The 21,120-nt window shown below is 66.7% G+C and carries 18 protein-coding genes; 10 read left to right on the top strand and 8 right to left on the bottom strand.

Annotated features, from left to right (window positions below):
* The first annotated feature begins 47 nt into the window (after nucleotides 1–47).
* A complete protein-coding gene (gene hpt / locus OG874_RS33085; protein WP_330251002.1) occupies nucleotides 48–602 on the top strand; it encodes a hypoxanthine phosphoribosyltransferase in 555 nt (184 codons plus the stop codon).
* On the opposite strand, the gene OG874_RS33080 is transcribed toward hpt, so the two are convergent.
* Genes OG874_RS33080 through OG874_RS33070 form a run of 3 tightly spaced genes read right to left on the bottom strand, consistent with a single transcriptional unit; the run spans nucleotide 603 to nucleotide 6,078 of the window.
* Nucleotides 603–1,325 carry a cyclase family protein gene (locus tag OG874_RS33080; RefSeq protein ID WP_330251001.1) on the bottom strand — a complete coding sequence of 241 codons (723 nt, stop codon included), beginning with the start codon at nucleotides 1,323–1,325 and terminating at the stop codon, nucleotides 603–605.
* Nucleotides 1,322–3,553, bottom strand: a complete 2,232-nt coding sequence (locus tag OG874_RS33075) for a serine/threonine-protein kinase (RefSeq protein WP_330251000.1) — start codon at nucleotides 3,551–3,553, stop codon at nucleotides 1,322–1,324. Before OG874_RS33075 ends, OG874_RS33080 begins: the two co-directional genes overlap by 4 nt.
* Nucleotides 3,550–6,078: a serine/threonine-protein kinase gene (locus tag OG874_RS33070; RefSeq protein ID WP_330250999.1), complete on the bottom strand. Its 2,529-nt coding sequence runs from the start codon at nucleotides 6,076–6,078 to the stop codon at nucleotides 3,550–3,552. The genes OG874_RS33075 and OG874_RS33070 overlap by 4 nt, the downstream gene beginning before the upstream one ends.
* Before the next feature lie 411 nt (nucleotides 6,079–6,489).
* Between OG874_RS33070 and OG874_RS33065 the strand changes: the two genes are divergently transcribed.
* On the top strand, nucleotides 6,490–7,848 hold the full coding sequence (locus tag OG874_RS33065) for an amidase (RefSeq protein ID WP_330250998.1): 1,359 nt from the start codon (nucleotides 6,490–6,492) through the stop codon (nucleotides 7,846–7,848).
* Here OG874_RS33065 and OG874_RS33060 read toward each other — a convergent pair.
* From OG874_RS33060 to OG874_RS33050, 3 genes are all read right to left on the bottom strand, one after another.
* Entirely contained in the window at nucleotides 7,845–8,741 is an 897-nt protein-coding gene (locus OG874_RS33060; protein ID WP_330250997.1) for a LysR family transcriptional regulator, read from the bottom strand. The genes OG874_RS33065 and OG874_RS33060 overlap by 4 nt on opposite strands.
* A 460-nt stretch (nucleotides 8,742–9,201) precedes the next feature.
* On the bottom strand, nucleotides 9,202–10,035 hold the full coding sequence (locus tag OG874_RS33055) for an SDR family oxidoreductase (protein ID WP_330250996.1): 834 nt from the start codon (nucleotides 10,033–10,035) through the stop codon (nucleotides 9,202–9,204).
* Between the two features lie 73 nt (nucleotides 10,036–10,108).
* Nucleotides 10,109–11,716 (bottom strand): aldehyde dehydrogenase family protein, encoded by a 1,608-nt coding sequence (locus OG874_RS33050; protein ID WP_330250995.1) that lies wholly within the window; start codon nucleotides 11,714–11,716, stop codon nucleotides 10,109–10,111.
* Nucleotides 11,717–11,878: 162 nt separating this feature from the next.
* Here OG874_RS33050 and OG874_RS33045 point away from each other — a divergent pair, with 162 nt between their 5' ends.
* Nucleotides 11,879–13,177: a PucR family transcriptional regulator gene (locus tag OG874_RS33045; RefSeq protein WP_330250994.1), complete on the top strand. Its 1,299-nt coding sequence runs from the start codon at nucleotides 11,879–11,881 to the stop codon at nucleotides 13,175–13,177.
* A gap of 11 nt (nucleotides 13,178–13,188) precedes the next feature.
* On the opposite strand, the gene OG874_RS33040 is transcribed toward OG874_RS33045, so the two are convergent.
* Nucleotides 13,189–13,452: a DUF2277 domain-containing protein gene (locus OG874_RS33040; RefSeq protein ID WP_330250993.1), complete on the bottom strand. Its 264-nt coding sequence runs from the start codon at nucleotides 13,450–13,452 to the stop codon at nucleotides 13,189–13,191.
* Between the two features lie 76 nt (nucleotides 13,453–13,528).
* On the opposite strand from OG874_RS33040, the gene OG874_RS33035 reads away from it, so the two are divergent.
* A complete protein-coding gene (locus OG874_RS33035; RefSeq protein WP_330250992.1) occupies nucleotides 13,529–14,362 on the top strand; it encodes a DUF1266 domain-containing protein in 834 nt (277 codons plus the stop codon).
* Here OG874_RS33035 and OG874_RS33030 read toward each other — a convergent pair.
* Nucleotides 14,342–15,232, bottom strand: coding sequence for a hypothetical protein (locus OG874_RS33030; RefSeq protein ID WP_330250991.1), 891 nt, complete (start codon nucleotides 15,230–15,232; stop codon nucleotides 14,342–14,344). The genes OG874_RS33035 and OG874_RS33030 overlap by 21 nt on opposite strands.
* Before the next feature lie 337 nt (nucleotides 15,233–15,569).
* Between OG874_RS33030 and ftsH the strand changes: the two genes are divergently transcribed.
* The 6 genes from ftsH (at nucleotide 15,570) to OG874_RS33000 (ending at nucleotide 21,108) form a co-directional block, all read left to right on the top strand.
* Nucleotides 15,570–17,945, top strand: a complete 2,376-nt coding sequence (gene ftsH, locus OG874_RS33025; RefSeq protein ID WP_330250990.1) for an ATP-dependent zinc metalloprotease FtsH — start codon at nucleotides 15,570–15,572, stop codon at nucleotides 17,943–17,945.
* A gap of 146 nt (nucleotides 17,946–18,091) precedes the next feature.
* Nucleotides 18,092–18,784 (top strand): GTP cyclohydrolase I FolE, encoded by a 693-nt coding sequence (gene folE, locus OG874_RS33020; protein WP_442943157.1) that lies wholly within the window; start codon nucleotides 18,092–18,094, stop codon nucleotides 18,782–18,784.
* 62 nt (nucleotides 18,785–18,846) lie between these two features.
* On the top strand, nucleotides 18,847–19,671 hold the full coding sequence (folP, locus tag OG874_RS33015) for a dihydropteroate synthase (RefSeq protein ID WP_330257522.1): 825 nt from the start codon (nucleotides 18,847–18,849) through the stop codon (nucleotides 19,669–19,671).
* Complete coding sequence (folB, locus tag OG874_RS33010; protein ID WP_330250989.1) at nucleotides 19,668–20,093, top strand: dihydroneopterin aldolase; 426 nt, start codon at nucleotides 19,668–19,670, stop codon at nucleotides 20,091–20,093. The genes folP and folB overlap by 4 nt, the downstream gene beginning before the upstream one ends.
* Nucleotides 20,090–20,635, top strand: a complete 546-nt coding sequence (gene folK, locus OG874_RS33005; RefSeq protein WP_330250988.1) for a 2-amino-4-hydroxy-6-hydroxymethyldihydropteridine diphosphokinase — start codon at nucleotides 20,090–20,092, stop codon at nucleotides 20,633–20,635. Before folB ends, folK begins: the two co-directional genes overlap by 4 nt.
* A 2-nt stretch (nucleotides 20,636–20,637) precedes the next feature.
* Complete coding sequence (locus tag OG874_RS33000) at nucleotides 20,638–21,108, top strand: DUF3180 domain-containing protein (RefSeq protein WP_330257521.1); 471 nt, start codon at nucleotides 20,638–20,640, stop codon at nucleotides 21,106–21,108.
* Nucleotides 21,109–21,120 lie beyond the last annotated feature (12 nt).

Raw genomic sequence — 21,120 nt, 5'->3', positions numbered from 1 at the left:
ATGGCGGCCGGATCGGGATCGACACTAGGGAAGGGAAACCAACTGACGTGTACGAGGGCGATATCGCGTCGGTGTTGATCACCGAGGAAGAGATTGCGGCCAAGACGCTGGAGCTGGCCGAGCTCATTGCCAAGCGTTATCCGGTCGGCGCCCCCGAGGGTGATCTGTTGCTGGTCGGCGTGCTCAAGGGCGCGATCTTCTTCATGACCGATTTGGCGAAGGCGCTGCCGATTCCCACTCAGATGGAGTTCATGGCCGTTTCCTCCTATGGTTCGTCCACCTCGTCCTCGGGCGTGGTGCGCATCATGAAGGATCTGGACAAGGACATCGCGGGCCGCAATGTGCTGATCGTCGAGGACATCATCGACTCCGGTCTCACGCTGTCCTGGCTCAAGCGCAATCTGTCCACCCGCAACCCGGCCTCGCTCGAGGTCGTCACCTTGCTACGCAAGCCGGATGCGCTACGCACCCATGTGGACGTCGCGCACGTCGGCTTCGATATCCCGAACGAATTCGTGGTCGGCTACGGTCTGGACTATGCAGAGCGTTACCGCGATCTGCCCTATATCGGCACGCTCGAGCCCAAGGTCTACGGCGGCTGATCAGGGCAGCAGCGCGAAAATCGTTGCGGGCGAACCGGACCCGCCGCGATAGAGCGCCCCGCCGACCAACACCCATGCCCCCGTCGCGGGTAATTCGGCCAGATTCGCCAGACACTCCAGACTGATCCGGTGCTCGCGATACAGCAGCTTCGAGACCGCATAGCTCTCATCGGTCCCGAGGTCCGGCCCGAAGGTATCGATCCCGAGCGCGCCGCGCCGCCCGATTCTGCCGGTCCGCAATAACCATTCGACCGTCTCGACCGCGAATCCCGGCTGGTGATCGGCATCTTCGCCGGCGCCGATGAACTCCGGCGTCCCCCACTTCGCATCCCACCCGGTCCAGGCGATCACCGCCGACCCATCGGGTATCCGCCCGTGCCGAGTTTCCCATTGCCGCAGATCATCGACGCCGATCGGATAATCCCGATCATGGGCGCACTGGTCGCGCACATCGATCTTCACCGCGGGCAGCAGGAGGTCCTCGAGATCCAGTTCGTCCGCGGCCAGCCCGTCGGCGTGGAAGTGAATCGGTGCGCCCCAATGGGTTCCGGTGTGCTCACCCTGCTGGATATAGCGCAGGTAGTAGCCGTCGTCGGCGACCGTCGCGACGATATCGGTCCGGAATTCGGGGTCACCAGGGAACAGCGGTGTCGTCGCCGGATCCTGCACGTGGGACAGGCTGACCAGCCGCCCGAACGGCGGCGGTGCGGACGGGACGGTCATCGCGTCCGTTGCGGAATGGCCCGCTCGAGGGCCAGCAGATCGGCTTCGAGCATCCGAAACAACCGGTAGGTGAGCACGAATGCCAGGATCCCACCCACGCTGAGCACCCGGACCGGAACGATCACCAAATCCAGGTCGGCGGCGGCGACGAAGGTCGCAAAGGCCACCCCGAGCAGCGGCACCGCCGCGGCGACGCCGAGATAGAAGTTGGCCCGCCCGGCGACCTTGCGCAGTTGCCGTTCATCCTCGACGCCGATGCCGCCGCGCACCAGCAGTTGCGGATATACCGACCGCACCGCGTAGACCATGAGCGGGAAGAACGGATACGCGAGCGCGATCGCGGCACAGACCAGCTGTGCGGTAAAGAAATGCAGGAAGGTCTGGCGCGGCAGATCGACACCGGTGAAGGCCACCGCCAACGGCCACCCCACGCCCGCGATCAGCCAGAAGGCGAACGGCACCCAGACCGCCCAGTCACCCATGTGCAGCGTGTCGCGCCGCGCGGCGGCCAGCGTGCGCGGGGAGTACTCGCGACCGCGGGCCAAACGGAATCCGATGGTCAGCGGTCGGCGGGTCAGGAACAGCAGTAGCAGTCCGGCGATCGGGAAGGCGATCAGGTTGTTGATCAGTCCCACCGCGGAGTATCGCTCCTGCTCGGCGAGCGTCATCCGATCGATGATCAGCGATTCGTTCAGGTTGATGTTGTAGAGACTGGCCAGCACATTCGGTACGCCGACGCACAATCCGAGGATCGGCATCAGCCAGCCGCGCGACCGGTACGCCAGGCTGGTCGGCGCCGGATCGACCAGTTCCCTGGCGCGCGCGTCGAGGCACAGGTCGAGTTGCGCGGCGAGTTCGGCGCCGTTGCGCCAGCGTCGTTTCGGATCGGCACGCAGACATTCGAGCAGCACCCGCCGCAGCGTGCTCGGGGTGTCCGGGGGCAGCCGCGCGAGCGTTGCCTCGGTGATCCCGCGCTCGCGCAGGCGCACCATGGTCGCGAAGGTTTCGGCGCGGGCGTCCGGATCGGCGGGCATCGGCGGATCGTCGAAAGGGATCGCGCCGGTGAGCAATTCCCACAGCAGCGCGCCCAGGGAGTAGATATCGCTGGGTGGACCGGGTGCGGGTGCGGCCGGATCGAGGAGTTCGGCCAGTTGTTCGGGGGAGCGGTAGGGCAGCGAATCCGGTTCGACCGCCTCCGGATTCGCCACCGATCGCGGTGCCGCCGCGCGGACGGCGAAATCGGCCAGCTTCGGAATGCCCTCGGCGGTGAACAGCACATTCGCCGGCTTGATATTGCGGTGCAGCACGCCGTTGTGCTCGGCGTAATCGAGCGCGTCCGCCAGTCGCCTGCCGACCCAGGCCACCGTCTCCGGCCAACTGAGCGCGGCGATCTCGGCACGCACACTCGAATCCGTCGGCCGGATCTCGCCCTTGGCCTCCATAGCGGTATCGATGGCGCGCAGCAGCAGGGCGCCGCCGTCGGGTTCCTGGAGCCACCCACGTTGCGCGAGCACCCCGGCCGCCGTGCCGCCGGGGAGGTACTGCATGTAGACCAGCCGGGTGGCCGTCGCCGACTTGTCGGTGATCAGTCGCTGATCGAAAACCCGCACCAGATGCGGGTGATCCAGTCGCGCCATACCGTGCCCGCCCGCACCCCGGCCCGCCGAGAGTCGCACGGCGACAAGGCGTTGCATGGAACGCTGCCTGGCGAGGAAGACCCGGCCGAGGGTGCCGGTGCCCAGATCGGTGATCAGGTCGAAGTCGTCGATCCGGCGGCCAGGTGTCAGCTCGGCGACCAAGGCGGCGGCGCGCTCGGTATCGGCGACGGTGTCGTCGTCGGTCGCGAATTCGGCCAGCCGTGCGCGGACGTCCTCGGCGAACTCCGGATATTCGCTGAGGAAATCGGTCAGCTCGAGCGGACCGTGGCCGCGCCGGGCCAGAAACTCCTCGCAGATCAGATCGACCAAGTCCGCACTGTGCTCGACCTCGGGGAATTCCTTGCGGTATTCGGCAATACGTTTGCCGAGACCGGCTCGGTCCCAGCGATGGCGCAGGTCGATCCGGACGAGATCGGTGAGCACCGCCAGCCGCACCCGAGCGCCGTCGGGGACGTATTCCGCTATCGGAGGTGGTTCGGTCCGGTCGTCGCGCAGGCAGCGCTGCCAATCTTCGGTGAATCTGATGATGGCGTCGATCTTGCCGTGATCCGCGAAATTGGCAGATGTCACGAGCGCCGCTCCGCCGCGGCGGGCACAGCTCGTTCCCGTCCCGCCGAAACGCGTTCCCGGTCCAGGGAATCCTGTGGCGCGACCACCCGCTCCAGTGCCCGCAGATCCGCTTCCAGTGCCCGGAAGAGCAGGTAGGAGCCGATGAACGCGATGATGCCGCCGACACAGAGCACCCGGACCGCACCGATCACCATCGGAATATCGGTGGGTGGCAGGAAGGTCACCCCGGCCACCGCCAGCAGCGGCACCGAGGCCGCCAACGCCAGATAGCCGTTGGCGCGGCGGTCCAGCCCGCGCAGCCACACCGCGTCCTCGGTGCTGATCTCCCCGTGCCGCAGGAAGACCGGATAGATGCAGCGGACCATGTAGAAGCACACCAGGAAGAACGGGTACGCCACCGCGATCGCACCGCACACCACGATCGAGGTGAGGAAGTGCACCACTGCCCGTGCCGGCACGTCCCCGGCCGCCACTTCGAGCGCGATCGGGAAGGTGAATCCGGCCAGTACCCACAGTGAGAAGACCACCAGCACCGCCCGATCACAGATCAGCAGGGTATCCGCCCTGGCCAGCCGCAGCGTCTCGGCGTCGTAACGTCGGTGGCGTTTCAGCCCGTGCGGCACCATGAGGACTCTTCTGGCCATGTACAGGATCAGTGCCGAACCGAGTGGGAAAAAGATCCCGTTCACCACGGTGGTGATGATCATGAAGTTGTTCCCGGCATCCTTGGGGAGCCGGTCCACGATCAGATGCTGGTTGTGCTGGATGTTGTATATCGAGGCCAGGATATTCGGAATACCGATTGCCAGCGCGAGGACCGCGAGTCGCCACGACCGCATCCGCAGCCGCCAACTGCCGGGCGGCGGGTCGACCAGATCTCTGGCCCTGGCGTCCATGCACAGATCCAGTTGTTTGGCCAGCATCGCGCCGTTGGACCAGCGCCGGGTGCGATCGGATTCCAGACAGGTCAGCAATACGCGCAGCAGCGCCGCCGGGCAGTTCGCCGGAACGCGTTGCAGGCTGGCGTCGTCCACTCCGGCGGTGCGGCGTTCCAGCATGCCCTCCAGCGCCGTATCGTCGCCGTGGTCGGTCGCGGTCGCGGTGGAATCATCAAACGGTTTCGCGCCGGTCAGCAATTCCCACAGCACCACTCCGAGGGAGTAGATATCGGAGCGGGTGTCCAGATCTTCGGCGGTGCGATCGCGGCCCGGATGGCAGGCCTCCAATTGCTCGGGCGACATGTACGCCAGCGATCCGCCGAAATAGGCGACCGGACTGGTGCCCGCCACATTGCGGCTGAAGCTGATATTGAAATCGGCCAGCTTCGGCACCGCCTCGGCGGTGAGCAGGATATTGGCCGGTTTCACATCGCGGTGCAGCACGCCGTTGTCCGAGGCATATTCGAGCGCCTCGGCCACTCTGCGGCCGAGCCAGGCCACGGTTTCGGGCCAGCTGAGCCCGGCGATCTCGGTGCGCACACTGGAATCGGTCGGCCGGATCTCGCCCTTCTCCTCCATGGCCGCGTCGACCGCGTCGAGCAGCAGTTGTCCGCTGCGTTCGGCGGGTGGGGTCGCGCGCACCCAGCGCAGCACGCTGAGCAGTGTGCCGCCCGGCAGGAACTGCATATACAGCAACCGGAGTCGGCGCTTGGACGGGTCGGTCGCGTGATCCGAACCGAGTAGCCGCTGGTCGAAGACGCGCACGATGTAGTCGTGGTCGAGCTGGGCCAGGGTCTGCGGTTCGGTGCCGTGATCGGCGGAGATCTTCACCGCGACCAGTCGCTGCAACGACCGCTGCCTGGCCAGGAAGACCCGGGCGAAGGCGCCGCTGCCGAGTCCGGTGAGCAGATCGAAATCATCGATGGACTGGCCGATCTCGATCCGGTCGAGTGCATCGAAGTGTCCCGGACCGGTTCCGACCGTGGTCGGAAGGGCGGTCGCCGTCTCGGTGGGTTCGACGGTTGTGCGAGTCACGTCAGTATTACGAAAGGACCCCAGGGTTTGGTTCAGCTGGGCCGTTTCGGTCAGGTCGGTGTTTTCGTTCACCTGGATGGTCCGACTGCGTTCGGCCGCCGCGCGAGTCTTGGCGAACTCGGTCAGCACCGAATCCTCGAGCGCGGCCCGTCGGGTGCTCTGATCGACATCATCGGCATTGAGCAGCGCTCGCAATTCCGCCGCTTGTTCCGGATATTCGCGCAGACAATCCCGCGGGTCGACATGTTCGCCGCTTTGCCTGCGGATGACGAACTCTTCGTACACCAAACCCGCCGGAATACCGCCCGGTTCGAGTTCGGAGAACTCGGCGCAGTAGTCGAAAAGGCGCTTGCGCGGCGTCGCGGTGGTGGTCCGCCGGATCCACCGATGTCGCAGGTCGACGCGGATCAATTCGATCAGCGCCGCCTGGCGCAGGGCGTGCGCGTCGGGCAGAAAGTCGGCGATCTCCGGCGGGTGCGGGGTCGATTCCCAGGCCGCCGATTCCCATGCGGTCGAGAAGGCCGCGACAACGTCGTTCTCAGTACGTAGCAATGGACCGCCCCAGCCTCGAGTCGGATCGGAACCAAGACCGGATCGGTAACTATTTTCGGGTTCAGCACTCATTCTGGGACCTAGCTGCTCAGCGGATGTCGGAGAATCCACACTGGTCGGTCAGTAGATGTGCCGGAGAATTTCCGCCACACCCGACGACATCGTCCCCCGAGCAGTAATCCAAATGATAACTTGCGCCTCAACAGCGGATCACCCGATTTCGACAACAATGCGACGGGGAAGCACCAGCACATGCGTAAAGAAGCGATAGCGGTGGCAGAGGGCTTCGCGGCAACGGATTCGTCCGTGCCGGATTCGATCACTCCGGTGGCCGAGGCCCCGGAGTCGAGGGCCGCCCAGGACGAGTCCGTGGGCGCGACCGATGCCATGAAAAGTTCGATGGAACCAAGCATGCCACGTGAATCCGGCTTGTCACGCGGCCCGGCTTCGGCGATCGCGGCCGGTGTGCGCGACGGCTCACTGACGCCGATCGAGACGGTCGAGGCCGCACTGGACCGGATCGCGGCCGGAAACCGGAAGACGAACGCGTTCACCGTCGTTCGCTCGGCCAAGGCGCGGGCCGAGGCACTCGCGCTGGCGCAGCGCTCCGATTTGGATGTGCTGCCGCTGGCCGGTGTGCCGATCGGGATAAAACACAACATCGCGGTCGAGGGCGAGGCGACGCTGGCCGGTTCCACGGCCACCGACACCAGTCCGGCCGCCGCCGACCATCCGGTGGTACGCAGGCTGCGGGCCGCGGGCGCGATTGTCGTCGGATTGACCGCGGTTCCCGAATTGGGGCTGTGGGGCACGACCGAGAGTGAGGGCCGGATCAGCCGGAACCCGTGGAATTCCGCACGCAGCACCGGCGGCTCATCCGGCGGTTCGGCAGCGGCGGTCGCGGCCGGGCTGGTGCCGGTGGCGCACGGTAACGATGGGCTCGGTTCGGTGCGCATCCCCGCGGCCTGCTGCGGCGTGTTCGGTATCAAGCCGGGGCGGCATACCGTGCCTGCCGAGGTAGGCGTCGATTCCTGGTCCGGGATGGTCGAAAACGGTGTGCTCGCAACGACGGTCGGCGATGCGGCGCTCGCGCTGTCGGTGCTGGCCGCGCGCCCGGACCTAGCCGAGTTGGATCCACCGGGCCGACTACGGATCGGACTAGCCCTAGCACCACCGTCGCGTTTGTTCCGGGTCGATCGGCACTGGACCGCGGCAGCTCACACCGCCGCCTCGGCCGCCATCGCGGCCGGACACGTCGTCGAACCGGCGACACTGCCCTACGGCGAATCGATCATCTCGGTCGGTCTGCGCTGGTTGGCGTTCGGCGCGCGCGAGGCCGCGACGCTCGTGCGCCCCGAACGACTGCAGCCGCGCACCCGCCGACACCTCGCTCTCGGCCGGATCGTCCGACGTCTGCGCCTGGTGCGCCCGGCCCAGGTGGACCGGGTGGAGGCGCGACTTTTGGAATTCTTCGAGCGCTACGACGTGGTGATCACCCCCACGCTCGCCGCTCCGCCGCCCCGGGCCAGGGCCTGGCATACGTTGGGCTGGCTCGCGAATGTTATTACGAGCACCCGCTATTCACCGTTCACGCCGCTGTGGAATATGGTCGGCTGGCCCGCCGCATCGATCCCGATGGGTATGCACCCGGGATCCAAGACCCCGGTCGCCGCCCAGCTCGCAGGCCCGCCCGGCAGTGAATCGACCCTGCTGCGCCTGTCCGCGCAACTCGAGTCGATCCACCCCTGGAAACGAACGGTCAGCGACTAGCTAGCGACCGCGGGTTGGTGCTGCTGCTGAACCGAGAAGCCGCCGGCTGTCGCGCGGCCGGCGAATTCGAGGATGGTCGGCCGGTTGTCGTCGGCGCGCCAGGCGACCGCGAGTTCGCACGGGGCGAGGCCGTTGAGCGGGCGGGCGGTCAGGCCCGGCCAGCGATACATCGGCACATTGTTCTCCGCGAGCAGGCAGACGCCGAGGCCGAGGCTCACGGCCTCCAGTTTGTCCTCGGGGGTAGCCGCCTCGGCGCCGATCTTGGGCTGGCGGCCGTTGCGGGCGTCGTTGCCCAGCCAGAAGTCGCGCACCGCACCCGCTTCGGTGGGCAGTGCGATAAACGGCTCGTCGAGCAGGTCGGCGAAGTCGATCGTGTCGTTATCGGCCAGCGGGTGGTTCTCCGGCAGCAGCACCCAGCGCGGCTCGGTGCGCAGCACCTGCCAGCGGTACCGGTTGGGATCCGGTAGCGGCAGCCAAACCAGCGCCAAGTCGGCCTGCCTGCCCGCGAGCCCACTGGACGGGTCGGTCCAGGAGGCGGCGTGCAGGGCGAGCCGGTGCCCGCTCGCGCTCTCCAAGTCATTGAGCAGTCCGCGGCCGAGCGCGGACTGGATGCCGACGCGCAGCACCTCGCCCGCCTCCTGCAGCGAGACATGGGTGACTTCCCACAGCTCCAGGATCTTGCGGGCGCCTTCGAGTAGTTCCTTGCCCGCGACGGTCAGCGCGACACTGCGCTGGTTGCGGTCGAACAGGACCACGTCGAGCTGGCGTTCCAGCTGACGAATCTGACGCGACAGGGTGGGTTGAGCGATGTGCAGCCGTTGCGCGGCGTTGGTGAAGTGCAGTTCCTCAGCGACGGCGACGAAATACCGCAGGTCGCGCAAATGCGGGTCCATAGCCCCTTGCTATCAGAATCAGTCCTGAATTTCCAGCCTTATGAGGCCGGAAAGTTCGGATACGGCAGCCGAAACAGTCGGCAGGTTTGTTAGAGACAGCATATTGCCTGTCATGGTCATTTGCACCATCGAGTGTGCGAATATCCGGCACTCGCGACCCGAGGTCCCGTGCGCAAGTTAATTGGGCGTATGACCAGCAACGATGCGGTTCGGGGGGCGATGGCGCACCCGTTTCGAAGGTGTCACAGTGTGGCCGGTCACCGCCCAGAAACCGGCCCGCAACGGATCAGGGGCTGCAGCGGCTATTTATAGTGATATTCATCACAATTGTGTTTGTGATCTCGTTCGAGTGGGTCAACGGCCGCCGCCGTGCAGCGGTTTTCGACCCGGTCGGCGTATCCGAAATACGCGAAGGCGCCGCGGTCGCAATATCCGCGACCACGGCGCCTTCGGCACTTGCTCAGAGGCTGCGCGCCCGCTCCTCATAGGCCTTGCGCTTGGCCGCGTCCACATCATCGAGGAAGGCGTTGCTCGACCCCAACGCCCTGGCCAGGCCGTCGGCCACCGGTTCGGGCAGCAGATTGACCAGCTGCGAGAGGAATCCGGCCACCGCGGTCACCCGGACCTTGGACTTCGGCGCGGCGATCAGGCCGACGATGGCGTCGGCGATCTCTTCCGGTTCGGCCGGGCGCAGCAGCTTCGGTCCGCTCACCCCGGATCCGAGCTCGGTATTGGTGAGCGTCGGCAGCACCGAGGAGAACGCGACGCCCGAACCCCGGTACTCCGCACGCAGGGTGTCGGTGAAGCCGAGCACCGCGTGCTTGCTGGCGTTATAGGTCGCCAGGCCCGGAATATGCGTCTCCCCGGCGAGTGAGGCGATATTGATGACGTGCCCGCGCCCGCGCGGCAACATGCGAGCCAGGCCCAGCTTGGAGCCCAGAATCACGCCGTAGACATTGATATCGAGGATTCGGCGAGTGATCTGGTCCGGTTCATCGGCGAATTTGCCGGTCGGCATGATGCCCGCATTGTTGATCAGTACATCGATCGGGCCGACCGTGCGCTCGACCTCGTCGAGGAAGTTTTCGAACGAGGTGGGATCGGTGACATCGAGCTTGCCGTACAGCTCGAAATCGCGGGCGGTGCCCGACTCCTTGACCGTGGTCTGGTCGATATCGCCGATCGCGATCTTGGCACCGAGCGCCTGCAATGCGGTCGCCGTGGCCAGCCCGATGCCGCGCGCGCCACCGGTGATGACGACGACCTTGCCGCGAATTCTCGCCGCGTCCGTCATGACTGCGCCTCGCTGGCGCTCGGCTCCGTCACGACGGGGCGTGCTGTGTCGATGGCTCGCTCGCTGTGCTCGCTCACTTGTTCCCGCCCTTGAGTTTCAGAATTGCCGGGATATCGATCCGGCGCAGACCGCGGGCCCCCGCCGCGCGCATCGCGCCGAGCCCGAAAAGCACCTTCGGCATCTGATATGGGAACCAGAGCAGTTCCTTCTGCTGGGTCGGCAGGATCGGCGTGGTGATCGCCTTTTGCCTGCAGTATTTGCGGACGCCGTTCGGGCCGCCCCAGCGCGCGCCGACACCGGATTGGCCCCAGCCGCCCATCGGCAGCGCGAAGCTGAACAGGTTGACGAAGACGTCGTTGATATTCACCGCGCCGGCATCGAGTTCGCGCGCCACCCGCTCGCCGCGCTCCTTGTCCCCGGTCCAGACCGAGGCGGACAGTCCGTAGATCGAATCATTGGCCAGCCGAACGGCTTCCGCCTCGTCGTCGACCTTGATCACCGGCAGGGTCGGGCCGAAGGTCTCCTCGGTGATGCAGGACATGGTGTGGTCGACATCGATGAGCACGGTCGGTTCGAACAGGGTGCCGACACCGGTCCGCTTGCCGCCGGTGGTCACCTTGGCGCCCGCCGCGATGGCCTCCTCGACGTGCCGCTGCACGATCTGGACCTGGTTCTCGTTGGCCAGCGCGCCGACATCGTATTCGGGCTCGCGACCGTCGAGGCCCTGGCGCAGATTCTGGACCGCATCGGTCAGCTTGGCGACGAACTCGTCGTACACCGGCGCCTCGACGTAGACCCGCTCCACCGAAATGCAGACCTGGCCAGAGTTGAACATGCCACCGAAGGCGATGCCGTGCGCGGCCCGATCCAGATCGGCGTCGGCCAGCACGATGGCCGGATCCTTACCACCCAACTCCAGGCTGTAGGGGATCAACCGCTCGACGCAGGCGGCGGCGATCTTGCGGCCGGTCGCCGTCGAGCCGGTGAACTGGATGTAGTCGGCGTTGTCCACCACCGCGGCGCCGGTCGCACCCGCGCCGGTGACCACGGCGAGCACCGGCGGCGCACCGATTTCGGCCCAGGCCCTTGCCAATTCGACCGCCGAGAGCGGGGTTACCTCGGACGGCTTGAGAACCACCGCCGCACCGGCGGCCAGCGCCGGGATCACATCGATCACCGGCATGGCCAGCGGGAAATTCCACGGCGTGATCACCCCGACCACCGGATACGGCTTGTACACCGTGGTCAGCTTCTTCACCCGGGCCAGCGGGCTGTGCGGCGACGGGTGGTCGTCGGCGAGGAACTTCGCGGCTCGGCGCGCGTAGTAGCCGATCAGGTCGGTGGAGAAAGCCGGGTCGATCAGCGCGTCCACCCTGGGCTTGCCCGCCTCGGCCTGCAGCACATCGGCGAGGTGTTCGGTGTTGTCGATGATCCAGTCCTGCAGTTTCAGCAGCCATTCCTTGCGGCCGTCGGGGCCGATGGCCTCCCATTCCGGCTGGTACAGGCGCAGTTCACGGATCTTGGCCGCGACCGCTTCCGTGCTCTCGTTCGGCACGGTGCCGACGACCTCGCCGGTACCCGGATTGCGTACCTCGATTATTTCGGGGTCCGCCTTCTTCGCCGTCGTCTTGCGCGCTGTCGTCTTCTTGGCCGCGCCGGGCACCGATTCGGTGTTGGTCACTGCTGTTCTCCCACTGACGTTGTGCTGTGAACCGCTGGAAGCTGACTACTGTGAATCAGTTCACTGACCTATGATCGTGGCACAAGATGACGCTACTGTCTTGGGTCGATCTGTCAATGGACGCGGCAGTATTTGTACTCAGAGCACAACTTCGGAGGTATCGTGGTCGCTGCCTCGACCGGTCGCCCGGTGCCCGCGGAGCCCCCGCTGCGGACGGATTCGGATCCGAACGTCGAGATCGTGCGCGACTGGCTGGCCGAATACGTCTACGAGACGATGCGAACCCAGACGCTGGAGCAGATCGTGGACCGGCTCGACAACGCCATCATCGCCCGCATCCCGGAACTCGCCGATCGCGATATCCGCCGCGATCTCGCGGCCAGCACCAGGGCGCACGCCAGGGTCGTGCTGAGCGGACTCACCAGCGACACCTTCGATGTCACGCTGCCCGACGAGGTGCATGCCTTCGCGCGCACGATCGCCCGGCGTGGCTTTCAGTTGCGCCTGTTGTTGCGGACCTATCACGTCGGGCAGGAGGCCGTGCTCGACTACATGACCGATGCCATCGAGGAGCGCCGCCCGCCGCAGCAGATCGAGCGCGCGGTCATGCTGCGGCTGTTCGAGCGATCGACCAGATGGGTCGGCAATTCGGTGGAGGCGCTGACCGACACCTACATGGAGGAGCGTGAGCGGATTCTGCGCGCCGATCTCACTCGCCGCACCGAAACCGTCCGCGCACTACTGGCCGACGACGAATTGGATATCGACCAGGCTTCCATCCGGCTCGGATATCGCCTCGCCCAACACCATGTGGCGTTCGTGCTGTGGGCGGACGACTCGAGCGACGCCGAGATGAGCGGACAGTTGGATCGGGTCGCGGCGCGCTTGGCTGCCGCACTCGGCAGCACTCGAGTGCTGACGGTCCCGTCCGGTGCGAGTGGCATGTGGGCCTGGGTCGGCCTGGACGATGCGGCGGATTTGACCGAACCCGGTCGGCTGGAACGGCTGGCGGCCGGATCGGTGGAGCCGCCGATGCGGGTCGCCTTCGGTGTACCCGCGGGACAGGTCGCCGGATTCCGCAACAGTCATCGCGAAGCGGTCGCGGCCAGGCAGGTGGCCGAACGCGGTGGGGCGCGGATCACCGGGTATCGCGAGGTGGAGATCGCCTACTTGGCGGGCGCCGACGACGCGGCCATGCGCGCTCTGATCGGGCGCGAGTTGCGCGCGGTGGCGGGCCGTGATGCCAATGCCACACGCCTGCGCGAGACGCTGCACGCGTATCTGAAGAGCCATCGCAGCCCGGAGGCCACGGCGAAACTGCTGGGTGTGCACAAGAACACGGTCCGCTACCGGATCCAGCGGATCGAGGAACTGCTCGGCCATTCGATCGAAGCGCGTAGCCTGCCGCTGGAGATCGCACTGGCCTGCGTCGCCACCTATGGTGCGGACGCCCTACCTTGAACTACTACGAACTACTCTGCCTCGGCGACCGCACGGTCGCGGGGCGGCGGCGGTTCGGTGGTGGCCGGTGCGACCCGCACATCCGGTAGATCCGCGAGCAATTGCGTGGTCGCGGCCGCGATGGCGTTGACGGCCTTGTCGACGGCTGCCTTGGTGGTGGAGCTCAGGCCGGACACGCCACCGACCGTACGCACGTACTGCAGTGCGGCAGCATAGATTTCCTGCTCGGTAGGCGCAGGCTCCAGGCCACGAAGGAGGGTGATGTTGCTACTCATGCGTGCACACTACTGCCCGGCGGTGGGGCTCGGCAGTACAAGCAAATTCGGACGGGAAAATCGTTAGACTCGAGCCATGCCTGCCCGCGGTGTACCCACCCTGACCACTTTTCCGTACGACGAGCTGGACAAGCGGGAAGAAGACCATTGGTCGGGGGCCGCGGTATCCGATGACGAGTTGCGCGCCCTGGCGCTCGGCGGCTTCTATTCGGCCCGCTGGGACGCCTTTCACGATGCGCTGCTGCTCGGCCCCGAACGCGACCATCCGCTCGGCGACCGCCGCGAACTGGCCATCGACACACTGACCGGCGCCTGGGGCATCACCGACAGCACCGAGGCGCGGGCGTCGATGGAACAGTTGCTCGAGGGCATGCACGCGCCGCTGTACGCGATGGTGCATCCGCTGGTGATGGCGTCGATCAATGCCAGCGAACGCGACCGCTTCGGCGAGCGGGCCGATCGGCACCGGGCGTTTCTGCGTCAGGTCGGCTCGTTCCGAGGTATGGACAACCCGGAGGCGCTGGTCCGCGACTACGACATCTGGTCGCAGGCGATCAAGATCGGTTTCACCGATCATTTGGCCCGGCCGCTGCCCAGCGATATCCACGCCTGGGATCTGGCCCGGGTGGTCGCGGTGGCCCGAATGGCTTTCACCGCAGGTTATCTCGACGCAGAGATGGCCTGGGACTATCTGATGCGGGCACTGCCGCTGGCACAGCGCAAGTATCAGAACTGGCGCCAATTCGGCGATGCCTACCTGACCGGCTGGACCTACTGGCAGGCATGTGAGGATCTGGCCGAACTGAAGAACGGCGGCGTGGATCGGCGCATGGAGTTACTGCGCCTGTGGACCCGGCCGACCAGCCCGTGGCGGCGGATCGACCTGCAATCAGTTTCCGTCGGGGAGTGAGCGCAGGATCCCGCGGCCGTAGCGCTGGAACTGCCCGTCGTCCACCATGCCGAGGGAATGGCGCTCCACCAGTAACTCCCACTCGGAGTAGAGCTGGGCGACACCGGGATCGGCCGCGCCCGCCGCGCCGTCGCCGCAATCGCGCCGGACGGCGAAATTCACCGCGCAGGTGACGCGCTCGGTATCGGCCCGATCGGTGCCGATGAAATGCAACGTGACGTTTCCGTCGTGCACATCGATACCGGCCTCGCCGCGCACCGAGCCGATTTCACCCGGCGCCGTGGCCGCACCCTCGGTGGTGCGCGCCCACATGACGGCGGGAATGGGTAGCTCGTGCGCGTACTTCTCGTCGGTGCCGATGGAGATGAACAACAGCCGCCCCGTCGTCGCGGCCAGCAGGCCCGGCCCGCTGCCCGCGGGTGGGTGCGCGATCGCGATCGCGGTCTCCAGCACGTATTCGTCGGCGGTGACGTAGCGATGCAGTGCGGCTATCGCCGATTTGGCCTCGCGCTTGGGCGCCATCCGCCGGACGGCGCGATCCACATCGGCTCGGGTCGGTCCGGATTTGCCCCAGGTCGGGGCGGGCGGCTGTAAATCGGGGGCGGCGACATCGATGCGCTGCCCGGCCAGGATCTGGTCGTTGATGCGATCGACGATCTCGCTCGCGGCGGGGAAGTCGTGTTCGGCAATGAGAACTGGTAGGGGAGTGCGGTCGGCGGGCACGCCCGTGAGCACGGGCGTCGGGTAGCGCAGGTAGATCTCGATGACAACAGCATCGTCGGCACGCCGATTCAGCCGCACTTTCAATAGGTCGGTGACCGGCACATCGAGTACGCGCTCGCCTTCGCTGCCCGGCCGCAGAACGATCAACCGCCCGCGTCCGTGCCGCACTATCGCTGTGGGTGTCCGTAGCTCGACTATGTCCATACCCCCTGCGCTCTTATTGTGTCGTCGCTCACGATAGGCCGAACATGCCATGATTGTGACCACTTGGAGTAACCCCGACCGGAGACCTCGGGAACCACCGACGTTCCCCGTCCGTTTACCTGTCGAACTACACCAGCTGCCGAACTGCGCGATGTATCGACTAGACCGTACGCGGTAACGTGGCATGTCCGCATCCGAACCACCGGACGGGACGCGCCCGACGCCACGCTAGGCATGCACCGGAGAAACCGGAAAGGACTGGCCGCCCGGCCTACGCTCTATGAACCGCAAGACAGTGTTTCGCACCCTGGCCATAGTCTCGGGCATCTTGCTCGTGATCTATGCGTTCAGCTATTTCGGCAATGACACACGCGGCTGGAAGAGCGTCGATACCTCGGTGGCGTTGAGTCAGCTCAACGACAAGAGCAATGTCAAGAACGTCCAGATCGACGACCGCGAGCAGCAGGTGCGGATCGAGCTGAACAATGGCAACGACGCGACCTCCGGCTCGAAGAAGATCATCGCCAAGTATCCGGGCGGAAGTGAGACCTCCAATCAGGTCTTCGACGCCGTGCAGAAGTCCGGCGCGCCATTCAACACCGTGGTCAAGCAGGAGAGCTGGTTCACCCAGATTCTGCTGTTCGTACTGCCGATGGTGATCTTGTTGGGGCTGTTCATCTTTGTGATGTCCCGCATGCAGGGCGGTGGTCGCGGCGGCATGATGGGCTTCGGTAAATCGAAGGCCAAACAGCTGTCCAAGGACATGCCAAAGACCACCTTCGCTGATGTGGCCGGTGCCGACGAGGCCGTCGAAGAGCTGTACGAGATCAAGGACTTCCTGCAGAACCCGGTGCGCTATCAGGCGCTCGGCGCGAAGATCCCCAAGGGCGTGCTGCTCTATGGCCCGCCCGGCACCGGTAAGACGCTGCTGGCGCGCGCCGTCGCGGGTGAGGCCGGGGTGCCGTTCTTCACCATCTCCGGTTCGGACTTCGTCGAGATGTTCGTCGGTGTCGGCGCCTCCCGCGTGCGCGACCTGTTCGAGCAGGCCAAGCAGAACAGTCCGTGCATCATCTTCGTCGACGAGATCGACGCGGTCGGCCGCCAGCGCGGCGCCGGCCTCGGCGGCGGTCACGACGAGCGTGAGCAGACGCTGAACCAGTTGCTCGTCGAGATGGACGGCTTCGGTGATCGCACCGGCGTCATCCTGATCGCCGCGACCAACCGCCCCGACATCCTCGATCCGGCGCTGCTGCGTCCGGGCCGGTTCGACCGGCAGATCCCGGTCAGCAATCCGGACCTGGCCGGGCGGCGCGCCATCCTGCGGGTGCATTCGCAGGGCAAGCCGATCTCGCCGGAGGCCGATCTCGACGGCCTGGCCAAGCGCACCGTCGGCATGTCCGGCGCGGATCTGGCCAATGTCGTCAACGAGGCCGCATTGCTCACCGCCCGCGAGAACGGCGCGGTGATCACCGGCGAGCAGCTCGAGGAGTCGGTGGACCGCGTCGTCGGTGGTCCGCGGCGCAAGAGCCGCATCATCAGCGAGCACGAGAAGAAGATCACCGCTTACCACGAGGGCGGGCACACCCTGGCCGCGTGGGCGATGCCGGATATCGAGCCGGTCTACAAGGTCACCATCCTGGCCCGCGGTCGCACCGGCGGCCACGCCATGACAGTGCCCGAGGACGACAAGGGCCTGATGACCCGCTCGGAGATGATCGCCCGCCTGGTGATGGCGATGGGTGGCCGCGCGGCCGAGGAACTTGTGTTCCACGAGCCGACCACCGGTGCGTCCTCGGATATCGACCAGGCCACCAAGATCGCCCGCGCGATGGTCACCGAATACGGTATGAGCGCGCGCCTCGGCGCGGTGCGCTACGGCCAGGAGCAGGGCGACCCGTTCCTCGGTCGTTCGATGGGGATGGGTTCGGACTACTCGCACGAGGTCGCCGGCGCCATCGATGAGGAGGTGCGCAACCTGATCGAGGCCGCGCACACCGAGGCGTGGGCCATTCTCAACGACTACCGCGATGTGCTCGATGTGCTCGCCACGGCGCTGCTGGAGCGAGAGACTTTGCACCGCAAGGATCTCGAGCAGATCCTGAACGCGGTGGACAAGCGGCCGCGGATCACCGCGTTCAACGATTTCGGCGATCGCGTCCCCTCGGACAAGCCGCCGGTGAAGACCCCGGGCGAGCTGGCCGCCGAGCGCGGCGAGCCGTGGCCGCCGCAGGAGTCGTTGCCGCCGCTGCCGCAGCGCGAAGCGGCAACCGCCAACGGCTATCCGGATGCCGGTCACCAGGATCCGCGCTACGGCTACCCGCAGCAGCCCGCGACCGGTTACCCGCGGCCGTCGGCCCCGGGCCCGGCCTACCCGCGCCAGGGTGCGCCTACGCATGGCTCGCGACCGGACTACGGCGCTCCGGCCGGTTGGTCGGCACCGGGTTGGCCGCCGCGCGACGAGCCGCAGCAGCAGTCGGGTCAGCCCGGTCACGGCGGTTGGCAGGGCGAGCCGCAGCCGCGCCACGGTTACCCGCAGCCGCAGCAGCCGTGGGGCCAACAGGGCCGCGAAAACGATCCCTATGACGAGCCCGCCAACGGCACCGGGAATAACGAGGGCGAGAACCGCGATTGGGATGGACCGAACGGTCGGCACTGAAACGGTGGCGGGATTCGCGATGCCCCTGTGGTCACGCGAGTCACCGCCTCCGGGCCCGTCGTTCGTACGCGGGCCAGTGACGATTAGGCTCGACCATCTGGGTGCCGGGTGATTGCCGGTACCCGAGATTTTGGAGGTGTTCTCGCTTGTCGGCCAACAATCACGTCGGCGGCCATGGCAGCGGCAACGCTGCCGTCGACGAAGCGGATAAGGCCCAGCGCAACGGTTCGGGCCCGGCCAAGCCGGATCTGGTGGCACTGGAGACCGGCAGCCCATTCGATCAGGACCGCGCCGAGGCGGCGATCCGGGAGTTGCTGATCGCGGTCGGTGAGAATCCGGACCGCCCCGGCTTGATCGACACGCCCTCGCGGGTCGCCCGCGCCTATCGGGAGATGTTCGCCGGGCTGTACATCGAGCCGGATTCGGTGCTGAACACCACCTTCGACGAGGGCCACCAGGAGCTGGTGCTGGTGCGCGATATCCCGATGTACTCGACCTGTGAACACCATCTGGTGTCCTTCCACGGTGTCGCGCACGTCGGCTACATCCCCGGCCCGCACGGCCGGGTCACCGGACTGTCCAAACTGGCCAGGCTGGTCGACCTCTACGCTAAGCGTCCGCAGGTCCAGGAGCGGCTGACCAGCCAGATCGCCGATGCCATCATGCGCAAGCTGGATCCGCGCGGCGCCATTGTGGTGGTCGAGGCCGAGCATCTGTGTATGGCCATGCGCGGAATCCGCAAGCCCGGCGCGAGCACCACCACCTCCGCCGTGCGCGGCATGCTGCAGTCCAACGCCGCCTCGCGCGCCGAGGCCCTCGATCTGATCCTGCGGAAGTGAGGTAGCGCGCGGTGTCGGGTTCTGGCAACGTCGCACCGCGCGACGGACGCTCCTGCGTGGTGATGGGCGTCGTGAACGTCACCAGCGACTCGTTCTCCGACGGCGGCCGCTACCTCGATCCGAGCCTGGCCATTGCACACGGCATCGAGCTGTATGCGGCGGGCGCCGACATCATCGATATCGGTGGCGAGTCGACCCGGCCCGGCGCGGCGCGGATCGATCCCGAAACCGAAGCCGCGCGGGTGGTTCCGGTCATTCGCGGCTTGGTAGCCGCGGGTGTGCCGACCAGTGTGGACACCATGCGGGCCAGTGTCGCGGAGGCGGCGATCGGGGCCGGTGTCCGCGTCGTCAACGATGTCTCCGGCGGGCGCGCCGACCCAGATATGGTGAAAGTCGTTGCGGCGGCCGAGGTCCCGTGGATCCTCATGCACTGGCGGGCGGGTGCGGACTACCGGCACACCGGTCCGGCGGATCATTACGACGATGTCGTCGCCGAGGTGCTCGCCGAGTTGACCGCGCAGGTGGAGCTGGCCATCGCGGCCGGTGTCGACCGATCCCGACTCGTGCTCGATCCCGGTCTGGGTTTCGCCAAGAACGCCGAACACAATTGGGCGCTGCTGGGTGCGCTGCCCGAACTGGTCGGCCATGGGCTGCCGATACTCATCGGCGCCTCCCGCAAACGTTTTCTCGGCGCCTTGCTCGCCGACGCCGCGGGGCCCCGCCCGCCGGACGGCCGCGAGACGGCCACCGCGACGGTATCGGCGCTGGCCGCGCTGTACGGGGCCTGGGGTGTCCGGGTCCACGACGTGCGCGCCTCGCTGGATGCCATCGCCGTCACCGATGCCTGGCAGCGTGCCCGGCACCGCACGCAAGGAGCCGCGCCATGAAGGCAGCATCGAGCAGCGATTCGATAAGGGGTGGCGGCCGGGAGGCGGGTGGGCCTGACCGGATCGAGCTGCGCGGCCTGCGCGCCTACGGCTATCACGGCTGCTTCGACTACGAACGCCGCGACGGTCAGGAGTTCGTGGTCGATCTGACGGTGTGGGCCGATTTCGCCGCCGCGGCGGCCACCGATGATCTCGCGACCACCATCGACTACGGCGGTCTCGCCGAGCGCGCCGTGCAGATCATTCAGGGTCCGCCGCGCAATCTCATCGAGAAGGTGGTCTCCGAGATCGCCGACGATGTGATGACCGATCCACGCGTCCAGGCGGTCGAGGTCGTGGTGCACAAGCCGTCCGCGCCGATCCCGCACACCTTCGCCGATGTCCGCGTGGTCACCTCGCGGCAGCGGGGGTCGGTGGCATGACCCGCGCCGTGCTGTCGATCGGCTCCAACCTGGGCGACCGGCTCGCGCAGCTGCGCGGTGTCGTCGATGGCCTCGGGCACCGGGTGGTCGCGGTATCGCCGGTGTACTCGACCGCGCCGTGGGGCGGTGTCGAACAGGACGACTATCTCAATGCCATTGTGCTGGCCGATGATCCGGAATTCGGCGCCTGCGACTGGCTGCGCGTCGGCCAGCAATTGGAACAGGCGGCCGGGCGGGTACGCGAGGTGCGCTGGGGCGCGCGCACCCTCGATGTCGATGTGGTCTGGTGTGCCGAGGGCGGGCAGGTCTGCCGCAGCGCCGACCCGGAATTGACCCTGCCGCATCCGCAGGCGCACAACCGGGCCTTCGTGCTGATCCCATGGCTGGATGTGCAGCCGGACGCGGAGCTCGAGGTCGACGGGATCGCACGGCCGGTGCGCTCGTTGCTCGCCGAACTCGATGCGGGGGAACGTGCGGGTGTCCGGCCGACTGAATTCACGCTGCCCGGATCCGAACGGGCCGCGGAGGGATCGGTGTCGTGAAGCTGAAGCCGACCCGAATCCTCGACCTCGTCGCGAATGTCGTCGTCGCGGCCGCCATCGCATGGCTGCTCACTCGCATCGCCTACGGCAGTTTCCCACCGATCTCGATCTACGCGGGCGCCTCGCTGTATCCGGTGGCCGCGATCGAGGTGGCGCTCGGATTCGTGATCCGCTCGCGGGTGAACGATCATCAGATCGGTGATGGCAGTCACCAGTTGCATCCGATCACCGCCGCCCGCGCGGTCGCGCTGGCGAAGGCCTCGGCACAGGTCGGTTCGCTCGCCGCCGGTGTCTGGCTGGGCTTCCTTTTCTGGGTCTTTCCACAGCGCGGCACCTTGAACGCGGCGGGGGCGGACAGTCCCGGCGCCATCGTCGGGATGCTGGCGGGGGTGGCTTTGGTTGCTGCAGCGTTATGGCTGGAGTACTGCTGCCGGGCTCCAGAGGACCCTTCGGACGATCCGGCAACTACATAGCAAATAATCTGT

Origin of the sequence: Nocardia sp. NBC_00565 (assembly GCF_036345915.1) — a bacterium.
Taxonomy (GTDB): Bacteria; Actinomycetota; Actinomycetes; order Mycobacteriales; family Mycobacteriaceae; genus Nocardia.
Note: the sequence above shows the minus strand (reverse complement) of the source record. Positions and strands in the feature narration are given on the sequence as shown.

Excerpts from the sequence above, each read along its gene's own strand:
- OG874_RS33080 (WP_330251001.1), bottom strand. The coding sequence starts at position 1,325 with ATGACCGTCCCGTCCGCACCGCCGCCGTTCGGGCGGCTGGTCAGCCTG.
- OG874_RS33065 (WP_330250998.1), top strand. The coding sequence starts at position 6,490 with ATGCCACGTGAATCCGGCTTGTCACGCGGCCCGGCTTCGGCGATCGCG.
- OG874_RS33060 (WP_330250997.1), bottom strand. The coding sequence starts at position 8,741 with ATGGACCCGCATTTGCGCGACCTGCGGTATTTCGTCGCCGTCGCTGAG.
- OG874_RS33055 (WP_330250996.1), bottom strand. The coding sequence starts at position 10,035 with ATGACGGACGCGGCGAGAATTCGCGGCAAGGTCGTCGTCATCACCGGT.
- OG874_RS33040 (WP_330250993.1), bottom strand. The coding sequence starts at position 13,452 with ATGAGTAGCAACATCACCCTCCTTCGTGGCCTGGAGCCTGCGCCTACC.
- OG874_RS33035 (WP_330250992.1), top strand. The coding sequence starts at position 13,529 with ATGCCTGCCCGCGGTGTACCCACCCTGACCACTTTTCCGTACGACGAG.
- ftsH (WP_330250990.1), top strand. The coding sequence starts at position 15,570 with ATGAACCGCAAGACAGTGTTTCGCACCCTGGCCATAGTCTCGGGCATC.
- folP (WP_330257522.1), top strand. The coding sequence starts at position 18,847 with ATGGGCGTCGTGAACGTCACCAGCGACTCGTTCTCCGACGGCGGCCGC.
- folB (WP_330250989.1), top strand. The coding sequence starts at position 19,668 with ATGAAGGCAGCATCGAGCAGCGATTCGATAAGGGGTGGCGGCCGGGAG.
- folK (WP_330250988.1), top strand. The coding sequence starts at position 20,090 with ATGACCCGCGCCGTGCTGTCGATCGGCTCCAACCTGGGCGACCGGCTC.